The sequence below is a fragment of the Acinetobacter sp. ANC 4648 genome (assembly GCF_002135345.1).
Lineage (GTDB): Bacteria > Pseudomonadota > Gammaproteobacteria > Pseudomonadales > Moraxellaceae > Acinetobacter.
Genome location: NZ_NEGI01000006.1, coordinates 89,992 through 104,778 on the forward strand (window position 1 = coordinate 89,992; position 14,787 = coordinate 104,778).

The following is a 14,787-nucleotide window of genomic DNA, read 5'->3' on the forward strand; positions in this document are numbered from 1 at the left end:
TATTATTAAATTTAATCGTAAAGAATTGTACTCATGACTGATTTACACCGCTTATCGATTCGTGAAATGACTGAAGGGTTAAAAAACGCTCAGTTCTCTTCACGCGAGTTGACGCAACACTATTTAAACCGTATCGCAAAGATTGATACGCAAGTCAAATCTTATGTCACAGTTACAGCTGAACAAGCTTTGGCACAAGCAGATGCTGCAGATGCTGTACTAAAATCTGGAACAGCGGGTATTTTGACTGGTATTCCTTTAGCACATAAAGATATTTTCTGTACCCAAGGCATTAAGACCACAGCCGGTTCAAAAATGTTGGATAACTTTATCTCACCTTATGATGCGACGGTGGTCGCAAAAGCCAAAGCAGCAGGTCTAGTCACTTTAGGTAAAGTGAACATGGACGAATTTGCCATGGGTTCGACTTCTGAAAACTCTTACTACGGCGCAACTGCAAACCCTTGGAACTTAAACCATGTTCCGGGTGGTTCTTCTGGTGGATCTGCTGCGGCAGTCGCGGCAGATCTTGCTCCGATTGCAACGGGTACAGATACTGGTGGTTCAATTCGTCAGCCTGCATCTTTCTGTGGTTTAACTGGTTTGAAACCTACCTATGGTCGTGTCTCTCGTTTCGGGATGATTGCCTATGCCTCATCTTTAGACCAAGGCGGTCCACTAGCACGTTCTGCGGAAGACTGTGCCTATTTAATGAATGTGATTGCAGGTCATGATCAAAAAGATTCAACTTCTATGGAAACAGATGTTGATGATTATGTTGAGAACCTCAATGCGACAGCAGTTAAAGGCCTACGCATTGGTATTCCGAAACAATATTTTAACGTGGTGGGTTTAGCTACGGATGTTAAAGCACGTGTTGAAGAATCACTAAAAAAATTGGAAAACATGGGCGCGACATTGGTTGAGATTGATCTCGACATGGTTGAAAGCTATGTACCAACCTATTATTTGATTGCGCCTGCTGAAGCATCTTCAAACTTGTCACGTTATGACGGTGTGCGTTATGGCTACCGTTGTGAAAATCCTGTTGATTTAGAAGACTTGTACAAACGTTCACGCTCAGAAGGTTTTGGTGCAGAAGTTCAACGTCGCATCCTGATTGGTACCTATGCGTTATCTGCGGGTTATTACGATGCGTATTATGTAAAAGCACAAAAAGTACGTCGTTTAATCCAACAAGATTTCTTAAAAGCATTTGAGAGTGTCGATGTGATTGCTGCACCGTCAGCGCCAACTACCGCTTATAAAATTGGTGCGTCTTTAGATCCGGTTGCAATGTACTTAGGTGACATCTACACCATCGCAGTTAACTTGGCCGGTCTACCTGCAATTAATGCGCCTGTTGGTTTTGATTCAAATAACTTACCTGTTGGCTTACAGCTTATTGGTAACTATTGGTCAGAATCTCAATTATTGTCTGTGGTACATCAGTACCAACAAGCAACCGATTGGCATACCAAACGTGCAGCAATTGCTGAGGAGAAAGCATAATGGCGAAGCTTATTGATGGTTGGGAAGTGGTCATTGGTTTAGAAATCCATACCCAACTACAAACCAATACTAAAATTTTCTCAGGTTCTTCGACTGAATTTGGTCAAGACCCAAATACGCAAGCCAGCCTTGTAGATTTGGCAATGCCGGGTGTATTACCTGTACTCAACCAAGCTGTTGTCGATTTAGCGGTTCGTTTCGGTTTAGGGATTGATGCTTATATCGATCAAGCCTCTGTGTTTGCACGTAAAAATTATTTTTACCCAGATTCACCGAAAGGCTACCAAATCAGCCAGATGGATAATCCAATTGTTGGCTTAGGTCATGTGGATATTCAGCTTGAAGATGGCTCTGTGAAGCGCATAGGCGTGACACGTGCTCATCTAGAGGAAGATGCAGGTAAATCAATTCATGGTGCTGTTGCAGGCATGACAGGTATTGATTTAAACCGTGCATGTACGCCTTTGCTTGAGATTGTTTCCGAACCTGATATGCGTTCAGTTGAAGAAGCGGTGGCTTATGTGAAAACCATTCATACTTTGGTGCGATGGTTGGGTATTTCTGACGGCAACATGGCTGAAGGTTCGTTCCGTTGTGATTGTAACGTGTCTTTACGTCGTCCAGGCAATGAGTTTGGTACACGTTGTGAATTGAAAAACATCAACTCTTTCCGTTTCATTGAACAAGCGATTAATGTTGAAATTGAACGCCAAATGGACATTTTGGAAAATGGTGGTTCAATCACGCAAGAAACGCGTTTGTTCGATCCTGTAAAAATGGAAACACGTTCAATGCGTTCTAAGGAAGAAGCTAACGATTATCGTTACTTCCCCGACCCTGACTTACTTCCTGTAATTATTACAGATGAGCAAATTGAACGTATTCGTGCGGAACTTCCTGAGTTGCCTGTCGCACGTCGTACGCGTTTTGTAGAAAGTTATGGTGTAACTGAATATGATTCGCATGTTTTGACTTTGTCGCGTGAAATGGCTGATTTTTATGAAGCTGTTGTAGTTGCTGCTGGTGGTGCGAAGCAAGCGAAATTGGCTGCGAACTGGGTAATGGGTGAATTCTCTGCTGCTTTAAATAAAGCTAGCTTAGAACTTCAAAGTTCGCCTGTTTCTGCTGAGCAGTTGGGTGGCATGGTTGCTCGTATTGCGGACAACACTATTAGCGGTAAGATTGCGAAGCAAGTGTTTGGCTTTATGTGGGATGAAGGTAAAACTGCCGATGCCATTATTACTGAAAAAGGCTTAAAGCAAGAAACCGATACTGGTGCAATTGAAGCGATTATTAAAGATGTTCTTGCAGCCAATGAAAAGATGGTTGAAGAGTTTAAAGCGGGTAAAGAGAAAGCTTTCAATGGTCTAGTTGGTCAAGTGATGAAAGCGTCTAAGGGGAAAGCTAACCCTGCGCAAGTAAATGAGTTAATGAAAAAATTGATTGGTTGATTCGATTTATTTTTAAATAATAACCTGCTTTAGAGCGGGTTTTTTTAAATATTTATTTCAATATAATTATCTTTAATATAAATATAGCTGGTAAATTTTTTTAACACCTTTCGAAATTTAGCCACATTTTTAATATTTTCTTTTCTAAATTCTTGGCTTTTCTTTTTTAGCTTATGATTGCCTCTTTGATAATCAATTCGAGCAAGTGGGGATGAAGTGAGTAAAGAATTTGATTTTTTTATCAAGATCTTATTTAATTGCCAAAACCCACTACACTAAATACATTTTATAAATTTAAAAACATTAACATCTTTCAAAAAATCAAAGGGCAAAAAATGAAAATAGCCATCCTTACACTCACTACATTTGCTCTCCTTAGTACAACCACTTTTGCAGAAACTAAACTCAATATTCCTGTAAAAGAAACCAGTCAAATATTCAAAGCAGCGGGCTTCGCCAAAACAAAAAATGGTTGGAAAGGCGAATGTAATACAGGTGGAATTACCATATATAAAGACTTAAATGGCGATGGTCTAAAAGATGCGGTCATTTCAGACCAGAGTACCATGTGTTATGGTAATACAGGTGTAGGCTACTACATCGTTGCACAACAGAAAAAAGGCCAATGGTAAACTATTCTTAAAGAAGTAGGCATGCCCGAATTTTTAAAAACCAAAGGAAAAGATGGCTGGCCAGATATTGAAAATGACGGCTCTGGTTTTTGCTTCGAAATTTTACGTTGGAATGGTGATAAATATAAGGTTGACCGTTATGAAAACAATGGTAAAACATGTTCATTACACTAAAATTTTAGATTCCGTTGCAAAAGCCCATCAACTTTAGAGGGGCTTTTTGAATCACTTACTTCCCAAGCCCCAACTTACCCAAAATATCAGGCGTTAAAAAAGTCATTACCAATTTATTCAAATCCAAATAACGAACCACACCCTGCAATTGCTGTTTTACTTCAGGGTTCTTAATAATCTCTTCACCTGTACTACGCCCTAACTGCTGAAAACTTTCACCAACAGCTTGTATACCTTCCGCCTGAATCACAGCTTTAGTCTGAGCAGAACATTGTTCTACAATTACATGTTGTAAAACCTGAGCAAACTTTTGATCAAGTTGGTTTTTTTGCTCAGTCGTCACATTACTAAAACTCTTTAAATCAGGATGGGTAGATAAAGCCACAAACGTCCATTGCAACACCGTGGTTTTATCCGTTGCCGTTGTGGCTTTCACTAAACAATCACTTAACTGATCAACGGTTTGCCCTGCACTTGCGAATTGCGTAGCACCCAACAAGGTCACAGCCATGAATACAGAACGGCTCGTCAATGAAACGCGTTGGCGAATAACAACAAAAATACGGTGTGACATAAGGAGAATGCTCATACAAAATCAAATTCTTTGTACCATATAAGCTATCCCTTCACCTGTTATGACTATGTAACTTACAAGCGCAAAATTAGAAGTAAAACAGTATCGTTGGAAAAACTCAAAAAATAGATAATGCTTTACTATTTGATAGTAATAAATGACGATAATATGATCTAAATTCGGCTTAAAATTCCGTCCTTTAAAGAAGTATGTTTGGATAAATTTGTAAGCCTCACAATGTATCTAAAACACCCTCCTTCCTTATTAAGCTGCAACAAAACAACAGCTAGTAGCTATTGAGCAAGATAATCCAAAAGTACAACTCATAAAAATAAATAATTACATTTTAATATCAATAACTTAAACCAAAAATAACCATAAAGATTATTATAAAAAATCTATTAAAAATCTCTCTTCAAACAACCTTTTTCACAGTATAATTAACGCAAATATACCACTTTAGTTTTCCACACTATTTTTGAGTGCAGAATGTCAAAAAATATCGCAACGCTCATTGGCTTTACTGCAATCTTACAATGGTCTTCTATCGTTGGATTACTCAAAACAATCAGTACTAAAATTGGAGCTGATCTAGCGGTTACCTGTATGTATACCTTCAGTGCCATCATTTTATTACTCTTATTTCGTATCCCGAACTTAAAACAAATTTCTAAATATTATCTTATTTTTGCCACCAGTTTATTTGTGGTTTATGAGCTCTGTTTTTCTTATGCAATTGCGCTCGCACAAACCTCTGAACAAGCCATCGAAATTAGCTTGGTCGGCTATTTATGGCCAAGCTTAACCATTGCAACTTTAATTATATTTAAAGAGCTCAAATTTAATTTTTTAGTGGTAATTGGTCTCATAATTAGCTTAAGCGGCATAATTCTTATTCAAACGGGCAATGGGACTTTTAGTTGGACATCGGTATTACATAATATTCAGCAAAACCCAATCAGTTATATTTTAGCGCTACTCGGTGCAAGTTTATGGGCACTGTATTGTGTCATCACCAAAAAATATAGTAATGGTCACAATCCAATTGCACTATTTTTTCTGGTTATTGCGATTGTACTTTGGCTCAAAATGCTATTTTTACATGAGATTAAAAGTATACCTAGCATAGACTCAACCACACTGATTTATATGGCTATTTTATCTATCGTGACTGCATTGGGTTATGCAGCGTGGAATATTGGTATTATCAAAGGGAATATAACTATTTTAGTTACCCTCTCCTATTTTAGCCCTGTTTTCTCACCCTTCATTTCTATGCTGATTTTAAAGACCAGTTTATCCAGCAATTTTTGGAGTGGCGCTATTTTAGTGACTTTGGGTTCATTAGTTTGTTGGATCTCTACCAACTGGCAACCGATCAAAGTAAAACTCAGTGCTGTAAAGATGAAATATAGCTGTAACTGATTCAATATAAAGATGTGAATGAAAAGCCAATAGGTTGATTACTTTTAACTCGAAAATACCATTTATAAATTATCACTCAGTGTAATCAATTGCTGTTTACTGTAAAAATTATTCGACTAAAGAAAATAATAAGCGTCTTAAAAATACAATCCTGTTGTGCTATGTTTGATCTAAATAATTATATCTAAAAGAGGAAAAAACATGTCTAAAAAAATATTAATGCTAGTTGGGGACTATGTCGAAGACTATGAAGTAATGGTTCCTTTTCAGTTTCTTACTGGCTTAGGCTATATCGTACATGCGGTCTGTCCTGACAAAAAATCGGGTGACAGTATCGCAACAGCCATTCACGATTTTGAAGGTGAACAAACCTATAGTGAAAAGCGCGGACATAATTTTGCGATTAATTATGACTTTATTTCAGTCAATACTCAGAACTATGTCGGACTGGTCATTCCAGGTGGTCGCTCACCAGAATACTTACGTATGAATGATCGTGTTATTGCCATTGTCCGTGAATTTGATGCAGCAAAAAAACCAATTGCTTCTGTTTGTCATGGGGCACAGCTACTTGCTGCTGCTGATATACTTAAGGGTCGTTTATGCTCGGCTTACCCTGCATGTGCGGCGGAAGTTAAACTTGCAGGCGGTCAATATGCAGATATCGCTGTGACTGAAGCCATTACGGATGGACATCTTATTACTGCCCCTGCTTGGCCTGCACATCCAGCTTGGTTAGCACAGTTTGTTAAAACATTAGGCGCAACGATTCGTCTCTAATTTTAGTCAAAATAATATTCATATAAAAATAGGTTTTGCTCACTTCATAACTCGTTGCTGGAGTGAGCCACGAGTAAGCCCAACGATTAAATGTTATGAGTACCTTCACTACTGATTGCTTTCGCCCAAAACAACTTGGCTTTAACAGCATCAATATATATTTTACCTAGCATTATTATGATTATTCACTCGCTCAACTAAATACTTTAACTCGTGTCTTGAAATACGAATTAAATACGCTATTCAAACTAAAAATAAATCATGCTCAAAGCAAAGGCAAAGCTTAACGATTCATTAACTGCCGATGTATGGTCGGATGTTTATTCCAATACCAATAAAAATAGGTATTTTCAGTTTGCAACATCGTATGCGTACTTAACGTATTTTTATCTAACTGCCCCCAACACGCTTGCGCAGCATTACGATTATTATGTAAATCAATAAATTCCTGACCATGTAATCTAGGCTTTGATGGAATATATAAAGCCTGCCCCATAGGAATCCACAAATCTGCTAAATAAATTTTCCCGAGTTTTGGCCAATAACGCGCAACCGAAACTACCAATGGAAGCTCTCGATCTGTCGATGCAAAGATATGAGGGAAATCATGGTGTTCTAAGTCAGTACAAACAAAAGGAAATAAAGTTTTTCCTTCGCCTACGCTTCTTCCTGAATCTAAATAAGGACACCAATGGCCTGCAAACATGCCATATTCATATTCAATTTGTGAAAGCATTGCAACATGACTCTCTATTTTGATTGCCTGTCCCTGTTTTACCAGTGTAATTCCAAATGCTGCAGCATTCTTTCTCGTGGCCCACATAGGTTCATACTCGAACTGTATGCCATCAAACTCTAATTGTATCTCTAGGCCATATTTAGAGTTAACCTTAGTCCCCAACTCTTTAGAAACGTTATATTCACGTCCCTTACATTTCATTATTTTAAATTTATCCACTTCGAGTGAGTTTAACCCTTTCGGTAAGGTAGACAAATATGTTGGTCGCCCTGCATCATTATAAAAATAAGGTGTTTGTTTGATATTGACTTCTATTTTTCGTTTTTCTCGATCTAACAATTGTTGTTCAAAATAAATAGAATGCTTCACCGACTCACTCATTGCGATGATCCTTATATATTATTTTTGTTTTATCAAATCTATCGAGCGTTTAATTTAATTCTTCAATTTGACTAAACGCTCTTTTAGAAGCCTTATTTCAACTGCTTCAACATATGCTTCGCCCCAGTATGATTCTGATTACTGGCTAAATTTTGCAAAATACCTGCAGCCTTAGCTTTAGGATTAGAAAATTTACTGCTATATGCCGGTACATTAGTTAAACAACGTGCGAATAACACTCCAGATTCAGCATAAGCGTTAATTCCACTTGAACCATACAATTTCCCATAATTATAAGCTTTTTCCGCATTATTACAGGCATTTATCTGATTTTGACCTTTGTTTAAATCCTTACGTGCCGCAACAAATAATTTCATCTGTTGTGTTTGTGGTTTATCTACAATTTTCTCAACTGGTTTTACTGCTGTTTCTACAACTTTTTCAGCTGGTTTCACCGCTATTTCAGGTTGCTGATTACGATTTTGGTTCGCTTGCTGACTATTTTTTTTCTCCTCTGCTTTCTTTTGAGCAGCGGTATTTGCAACTATGTTTTTATTAACTTGAGTATCGGCTTTAGTCTTTTTAACTATTACAGTACTAACTATACTACTGCTATAAAATTTTTTCACTTCATCTGCAGTCATCATTTTGGTGTGTAAACTCACTACACGGGTCTCACCGCTCGTATCCAGCTTTCGTTCAGCAACAGGCTCAATAGAAACAATCCAACGCTGACCATCCTCTTGCAGACACTGATAGGCACCAACCCCTTGATGAACACTACTATAAGTTGATAATAACTTTTTCGTCCAAGACTCTTTAATCAGACTCATCGAACTTTTCTGTAAAAGTGAAAACTTCCCACCTTTGGCATTGCAATAACTACTTAAATATTTTTTAGGAATTAACGACTGAACGTCCTGATTACTTTGTTTCGGATCCCAGTAATAAACATACTCTTTTGCTGCGCCATTGCTCGCATTTATATTTTTGTTATCAATCAGCTCCTGAGCGGAGCTAAATTTTTGCAGTGAATCGGAGTTTAAACCGCCCATGCTGGTACAGCCATGTAAAGCCATGCCGACTACGCTGCCCGTCAGGATAAGTGCTTTGAAATTCACTGATGCTTCTCAATAATGCTGAATTAAAGAAAATATATCAAAACCACATAAAAGACAAAATGTATGACATTGATTTTACTAATTATTCACCATTATTTAATTTGAATTTGTACTTACAATTGAAGCATAAATGCCAAACTAAACCACCATTTATAACAAAACACTGACTACTGAACATTTATATATACATTTTTTAATAGTTTAAATTAATTTAAGCCTCAAAATAAAACCCGCAATTTGCAGGTTTTATTAGATTCTTAGAAAATTCAGAACTTAATCTTTTAAAACCGCTTCAAATGATTTTAAGCGTTTATAAATCGATAACAACTCAATAATCGTTGGCCACGAACTAATCAAGTATTGAAATGAACTACGTACCTGATCAAATACGTTATTAATTTGCGACATTAAACCCAATGTCATCTTGCCTGCCGCAATACTCGGAAATAATACAAATAAACTATAAATATTATCCAACTGTAAATACCAAATACGCGCTAAATTAAAATAGACATAATGGAAATACAAACGGAAATAGTTAAATCTCACCTTACTAAATAACTCTTTTAAAGTCTGTGGATCAGCACGTTCCTCATAATCTTCACCATAGACCAACTCTTTACGATAAGCGGCTTCTACTTTCTGATTATTAAATTCCAAGCCTGGCAACTTAATACCAATTACAGCCAATACCACCGTACCAAACAATGCCCAAACAATCGCTGCCCACACTAAAGAATGTGGAATAGCACCTACAATAGGCAAAGCTGTAACATGTTCAGACAATTTAAACAAAATCGGTAAAAAGGCAATCAGAGTCATCACTGCTTTAATAAAGTTAACGCCTAAGTTTTCCATTGTGGTGGCAAAACGCATGGTATCTTCCTGAATACGCTGCGATGCACCCTCAATGTGCCGTAACTGCTTCCAATGCGCCGTATAATATTCATTCATTGCAGTACGCCAACGGAAAATATAATGGCTAACAAAAAATGAGTTTAAGATCGACAAAGTCACTGCAACCATTGCGATATACAAAAAGGTCAAAACCCCTAAATACAAATCTTTAACATTCCCACCATGTTCTAGCATTTTTTGGATTAAATCGTAGAATGGGTTGTACCATGCGTTAATCAATACACCAACTTGTACGCCAAACCAAATATTGAATAAAATAAATGCCGAGCCCCACACCGACCATTTTTGCCAAGAATTATTCGATTTAATATGCCAAAAAATTGCAAAAATTGCCGTCGATACGAAAAACCAGAGATAAAACCACAAAAATTGTGCTGACCAAAAACGCGTTACATCCACAGGTAAATCTGCTGTTGCATAACCTTTAGGAAAGCCAATAAATGTCCCCCAAGTATTTCCACCTGAGTACCATAAAACTAAATTAACGATAAACCAAATCACCAACGTACTAATAAACCAGCGTGGATTCGGGAAAAATGACTTAAACATTCAGCGTAACTATCCTTAAATATTATTTTAACCACTTTGAATTGATACTAATCTTAAAAGCTTAATTTTGCTTAAAACTTTTTAATATGTTTTGTTTATTTTCTTCGGTTATATTTTATATATTTGACTCAAGCACTTCAGCTCAAAATCATGTTCTTAACCTGTCAATTCATCATATTACACTTGAGTGAGTTTATTGAAATTAAGATGATTATTTTACTTTGGAGCAATTCCTGAAAAGTGCGGCTTAATTTTTGAAAGCATAACCTTCACAAAATAGCCCACTCAGCGTTAATCACACACTAATCAATATTCACTAATCGCCTATTCATTTAAAACTAAAAATGATCATTCAAGCCCAATCTTTAAATATTTTGAAAATTGAGCTTTAAAAGAACAGTGTGGTTTAATTCGATTTCGCCCGTTTTAAAGCATCACTCCATTGATCTAGATGAAATTGACGTTGATCCTCACTCATATTTGGTTCAAAATAGCGATCAAGCTGCCATGATTTTGAAATCTCATCTAAATTAGAAAACATACCAACTTTTAATCCCGCCATTGCGGCCGCACCCCATGCAGTTGATTCCAACATTTTAGGACGTAAAACAGGTACATTTAAAATATCAGCCTGAAACTGCATTAGCATGTCATTTTGGCTGGCACCACCATCTACCCGTAATTCTTTTAAGGGCTTGCTAATATCCGACTGCATCGCTGTTAAAACATCAGAGACTTGAAAAGCAATCGCTTCCAATGCGGCACGAGCAATATGCGATTTATTAGTTCCACGTGACATACCACAAAGTAATGCACGCGCCTCACTATCCCAATGTGGTGCTCCCAGCCCTGTAAATGCAGGTACTAACACCACACCATCGGTATCTTTCACTTGACACGCCAGTGATTCGACTTCAGCACTATTTTTGATGATTCCTAAACCATCCCGAAGCCATTGTACAATCGCGCCAGCCATGAAGACACTACCTTCTAACGCATAGTTGGTATGATTTTGACAATTCCATGCCAATGTCGTGAGTAACTGATTCTGGCTATATTGAATCTCTGAACCCGTATTAAACAACATAAAACACCCTGTTCCATAGGTATTCTTTGCTGTTCCAACCTCAAAACACGACTGCCCGAACAGTGCCGATTGCTGATCGCCTAATATGCCTGTGATTGGAATATCTGCACCAAGTAATCCATGTGCTGTATCTGCAATATACGTATCTGAGGAAATAATTCGAGGTAAAACAGACCTTGGAATATTAAATAATTCGAGTAATTCTTCATCCCATTGCTGTGTTTTTAGATTCATAAGCATGGTTCGAGAAGCATTACTCATTTCAATGACATGTTCTGCACTTTGGGTTAAATTCCAAATAAGCCAACTATCAATCGTTCCAAAAGCAACATGGCCCTGACGTGCCAATTCACGTAAGCCATCCACATGATCAAGTAACCACACCAATTTACCTGCACTAAAATAAGGATCGATGCGTAAACCCGTAGTCTTATGAATTTTATCTGCTAAATTTTTTTGTAGTAGGTGATTACACCAATCTACAGCACGACGATCTTGCCAAACAATTGCTGGTGCAAGTGGACGACCTGTTCGTTTATCCCAAACAACTGTCGTTTCTCGCTGATTCGTTAAGCCTAATGCCTTAATATCTTTAGCTAATAATCGGGCAGATGCGATAGCTTGCTGTACCACGGCAATTTGTGTGGTCCAAATTTCCTGTGCATCCTGTTCAACCCAACCTGAATGTGGGGTTTTAATTTGGATTTCTCTTTGAGCTGTTGCATGAACTTTTCCATGTTCATCAAAAATGATTGCTCGGCTAGATGTCGTTCCTTGATCGAGTGCAAGTAAATAGCTCATATTTTTTATTTTTACTCTTAAAAAAAGTGATCTTACCTTAATTTTGTATTTATTCGCATCATGTTGTGATTGATGATGATAAAATGCATAGTAATTTTCTACAATTATGCTATCATCAATTTGTACTTTGGGGATGTTCCTGGCTTCGACGCTGGTGATGAAACTCATAGATGCATGCCGAGAGCGCATTTTCTCTCGTAAATCAAATTTGCATTTTTTAGTCGCAAACGACGAATCATACGCTCTAGCTGCCTAAGGGCAGCTTGTCCGCCTCTCCGAATACTTGTGGTTAGAGAGTCCGACTGAAGCGCACGCACACAAGTCCGTATTAAAGCCACGCCTCGGGGCTTTGTACTAAATTTAGAGGATCGCCTTAGTACCCTGTTCGTCGGGTCACAACGGGTTAAAATAATTGACGATATCTAAGCATGTAGTATTCTCGAGCGTAATGCTGGCGGACGCGGGTTCGACTCCCGCCATCTCCACCAAAATTCTTTAAAAAAAAGCACCTAATTAGGTGCTTTTTTTTATGCCTAATTTAATAATTAAAATACATTTCCGATGTTCAGAATAAAGCGGATCTATGAAATTTAATTTAAATGTGTAGTATTTTAAATACTCATAAATTATAAATTCATTCAAAATAAAATTAAAAAAACTTATAAGCTCCCCACAGTAAATAAAATTAAGACTTGTTATTCGCTATAAAAATAATTATATTTTTATAGCGAATAAAACAAAAAAAGTATAAAGTTCAAGCGAATGATATTTTACAAATTATCTAATGAAATTGAAAAAAGTCATATTTGCATTAAAATTAAATCTTAGAAAACTAATTCTATTTTTAGCAATATTTTGTGTAATTATTCTTTTCACAGCTTCATTATTCGTAAATTACTATATCCAAAAAAAACAATTAATTGATATATCACTATCAGTCAATAAAGAGTATGCATCTAAAATTGCCCATAATACCAATAGTCAGTTTCAGATGATATTAAAAGAACTCAGTTATAGTGCCAACTTATTAGGCGATTCTTTTGATAAAACTCAATTTGTACAATCTGAAGTTGATCGACTTAAATTTCAATCGAATTTTTTTAATAGTGTTATTGTCTCTGATAAAAATGGAAAAATTTTAAATTATGCTCCATCTCAAATAGCATTAAACAAAGATGTAATTAATACGACACTGGGCTTTCAGCAATCTATTAAAACAAAAAATACAGTCATAACTAGTCCTTATTATTCAATACGGAATAATTTAATTGTTTTCATCTCACAACCTATTTTCGATAAAGATAAAAATTATCTTGGCTTTATTGGAGGAGCAATTTATTTAAAAGATCCAAATATCGTGAATGAGTTACTCACGAGTAAGTACGGATATAAAGACAGCTATATGTATGTATTAGATAATTCTAGAAAAATCATCTTCCATCCTAATAAAGATAGAATTGGAACACTGGCAGAAAATAATACTGGGTTAGACTTCATGACCAGCAATGATTCTGGACAAATTAGATTAACCAATAGTCAGGGTGTCGATAATTTAGCTGGTTTTGCTAAAGTAGAATGTACGAACTGGATTGTCGTTTCCCAGCAACCAACAAATAAACTTTTAGAAAAAATACCTAATTTAATTTATAAAATTATTGCCTATATGTTTGTTTTTTATCTTTTAGTCTTTTTTATCATTTGGCGAATATCTGATTTAATTTCTACTCCCTTAAATCGTTTAGCCACAATAGCCAGCAATCTGAATAAGCCAGATATAGATAAACAAATCAAAAATGTTGATCCTTGGTATTTTGAAGTTCGAAATTTTAAACGATCACTTCTGCAAAGTTCTTATAATTTCAAAAGGAAAATATCTACATTAAACCACTATATTAACACAGATCCTCTCACAGGCTTATATAATCGAAGAGGTATGGAATTACATATCGATCAATTAATGAAATCAAAAGTGCCTTTTGCAATTATTGCTATTGATATTGATCACTTTAAAAAAATTAATGATCAATATGGACATGAACAAGGTGACTTAGTCCTAAAAATAACAGCTCAACGCATTAAAGATAATTTTCGAGATATTGATTTTTGTTGTAGAGTGGGTGGTGAGGAGTTCATTATTATTTCTCCTATTCACAACCAGAAATTAAGTCTTAATATTGCTGAAAGAGTTAGAGAAATACTAGAAAAAAGCCCGATAGATGATATTCCAGCAGTGACTATTTCTATGGGAATAGCACATTGGCCTCAAACATCAACTGATATAAATAAGGTTTTTAGAATAGCAGATGAATATTTATACAAAGCAAAAACCGAAGGACGTAACTGTATCCGTTACAAAGTTTAAAATTTATATTGAAGCTATGCCACAAATAATCAGAATAGATTAATGATTTAGTTTTATTTTTTTATCTAAGCTCTATTTTAAAACCTATGTTTTTATATAAAAAAATAAAGCATGATTTTAAACATATATTAAATCTGAGAATAGCTAGATCTTCATAAAAGTAGAAAATATCGCCAAGATTTCACAGCCCTAAGAAAATATTATTAGACATTTAAGTCTATGAGCAACATAAAAAGTTAAAAACCCAATTTATCAAATAAACTGAGTTTTTAATAACTAAT

Annotated in this window: 10 protein-coding genes, 1 other RNA gene and 1 pseudogene; 7 read left to right on the plus strand and 5 right to left on the minus strand. The window is 36.1% G+C overall.

Translation table 11 applies throughout. The features are described from left to right. Positions 1 to 33 precede the first annotated feature (33 nt). The 3 genes and pseudogenes from gatA (at position 34) to B9T27_RS11455 (ending at position 3,769) form a co-directional block, all read left to right on the plus strand. Positions 34 to 1,512 (plus strand): Asp-tRNA(Asn)/Glu-tRNA(Gln) amidotransferase subunit GatA, encoded by a 1,479-nt coding sequence (gene gatA / locus B9T27_RS11445; protein WP_086206956.1) that lies wholly within the window; start codon positions 34 to 36, stop codon positions 1,510 to 1,512. Beyond that, positions 1,512 to 2,963 carry an Asp-tRNA(Asn)/Glu-tRNA(Gln) amidotransferase subunit GatB gene (gatB, locus tag B9T27_RS11450; RefSeq protein ID WP_086206957.1) on the plus strand — a complete coding sequence of 484 codons (1,452 nt, stop codon included), beginning with the start codon at positions 1,512 to 1,514 and terminating at the stop codon, positions 2,961 to 2,963. The genes gatA and gatB overlap by 1 nt, the downstream gene beginning before the upstream one ends. Positions 2,964 to 3,298: 335 nt before the next feature. Further along, positions 3,299 to 3,769 (plus strand): annotated as a pseudogene (locus tag B9T27_RS11455) (hypothetical protein). A 55-nt stretch (positions 3,770 to 3,824) separates the two neighbouring features. Here B9T27_RS11455 and B9T27_RS11460 read toward each other — a convergent pair. Continuing rightward, positions 3,825 to 4,343 (minus strand): hypothetical protein, encoded by a 519-nt coding sequence (locus tag B9T27_RS11460; RefSeq protein WP_086206958.1) that lies wholly within the window; start codon positions 4,341 to 4,343, stop codon positions 3,825 to 3,827. 489 nt (positions 4,344 to 4,832) lie between these two features. On the opposite strand from B9T27_RS11460, the gene yddG reads away from it, so the two are divergent. After that, entirely contained in the window at positions 4,833 to 5,768 is a 936-nt protein-coding gene (gene yddG / locus B9T27_RS11465) for an aromatic amino acid DMT transporter YddG (protein WP_086206959.1), read from the plus strand. Positions 5,769 to 5,969: 201 nt separating this feature from the next. Beyond that, entirely contained in the window at positions 5,970 to 6,548 is a 579-nt protein-coding gene (locus B9T27_RS11470; RefSeq protein WP_086206960.1) for a DJ-1/PfpI family protein, read from the plus strand. Between the two features lie 283 nt (positions 6,549 to 6,831). Here the strand turns inward: B9T27_RS11470 and B9T27_RS11475 are convergent, their stop codons facing one another. The 4 genes from B9T27_RS11475 to glpK form a co-directional block, all read right to left on the minus strand. Continuing rightward, positions 6,832 to 7,668, minus strand: coding sequence for a hypothetical protein (locus tag B9T27_RS11475; protein ID WP_086206961.1), 837 nt, complete (start codon positions 7,666 to 7,668; stop codon positions 6,832 to 6,834). 92 nt (positions 7,669 to 7,760) lie between these two features. Next, positions 7,761 to 8,789 (minus strand): hypothetical protein, encoded by a 1,029-nt coding sequence (locus B9T27_RS11480; RefSeq protein ID WP_228146212.1) that lies wholly within the window; start codon positions 8,787 to 8,789, stop codon positions 7,761 to 7,763. A gap of 273 nt (positions 8,790 to 9,062) precedes the next feature. After that, on the minus strand, positions 9,063 to 10,256 hold the full coding sequence (gene sbmA, locus B9T27_RS11485) for a peptide antibiotic transporter SbmA (RefSeq protein ID WP_086206962.1): 1,194 nt from the start codon (positions 10,254 to 10,256) through the stop codon (positions 9,063 to 9,065). Between the two features lie 406 nt (positions 10,257 to 10,662). Then, complete coding sequence (glpK, locus tag B9T27_RS11490) at positions 10,663 to 12,144, minus strand: glycerol kinase GlpK (protein ID WP_086207070.1); 1,482 nt, start codon at positions 12,142 to 12,144, stop codon at positions 10,663 to 10,665. Between the two features lie 129 nt (positions 12,145 to 12,273). Between glpK and ssrA the strand changes: the two genes are divergently transcribed. Next, positions 12,274 to 12,632: a transfer-messenger RNA gene (ssrA, locus tag B9T27_RS11495) on the plus strand. Positions 12,633 to 12,928: 296 nt separating this feature from the next. Continuing rightward, a complete protein-coding gene (locus B9T27_RS11500) occupies positions 12,929 to 14,506 on the plus strand; it encodes a sensor domain-containing diguanylate cyclase (RefSeq protein ID WP_086206963.1) in 1,578 nt (525 codons plus the stop codon). The last annotated feature ends 281 nt before the right edge of the window (positions 14,507 to 14,787 follow it).

Coding starts and splice junctions, on each gene's coding strand:
- B9T27_RS11460 (WP_086206958.1), bottom strand. CDS start 4,343: ATGTCACACCGTATTTTTGTTGTTATTCGCCAACGCGTTTCATTGACG.
- gatB (WP_086206957.1), top strand. CDS start 1,512: ATGGCGAAGCTTATTGATGGTTGGGAAGTGGTCATTGGTTTAGAAATC.
- B9T27_RS11475 (WP_086206961.1), bottom strand. CDS start 7,668: ATGAGTGAGTCGGTGAAGCATTCTATTTATTTTGAACAACAATTGTTA.
- B9T27_RS11500 (WP_086206963.1), top strand. CDS start 12,929: ATGAAATTGAAAAAAGTCATATTTGCATTAAAATTAAATCTTAGAAAA.
- B9T27_RS11470 (WP_086206960.1), top strand. CDS start 5,970: ATGTCTAAAAAAATATTAATGCTAGTTGGGGACTATGTCGAAGACTAT.
- gatA (WP_086206956.1), top strand. CDS start 34: ATGACTGATTTACACCGCTTATCGATTCGTGAAATGACTGAAGGGTTA.
- yddG (WP_086206959.1), top strand. CDS start 4,833: ATGTCAAAAAATATCGCAACGCTCATTGGCTTTACTGCAATCTTACAA.
- glpK (WP_086207070.1), bottom strand. CDS start 12,144: ATGAGCTATTTACTTGCACTCGATCAAGGAACGACATCTAGCCGAGCA.
- sbmA (WP_086206962.1), bottom strand. CDS start 10,256: ATGTTTAAGTCATTTTTCCCGAATCCACGCTGGTTTATTAGTACGTTG.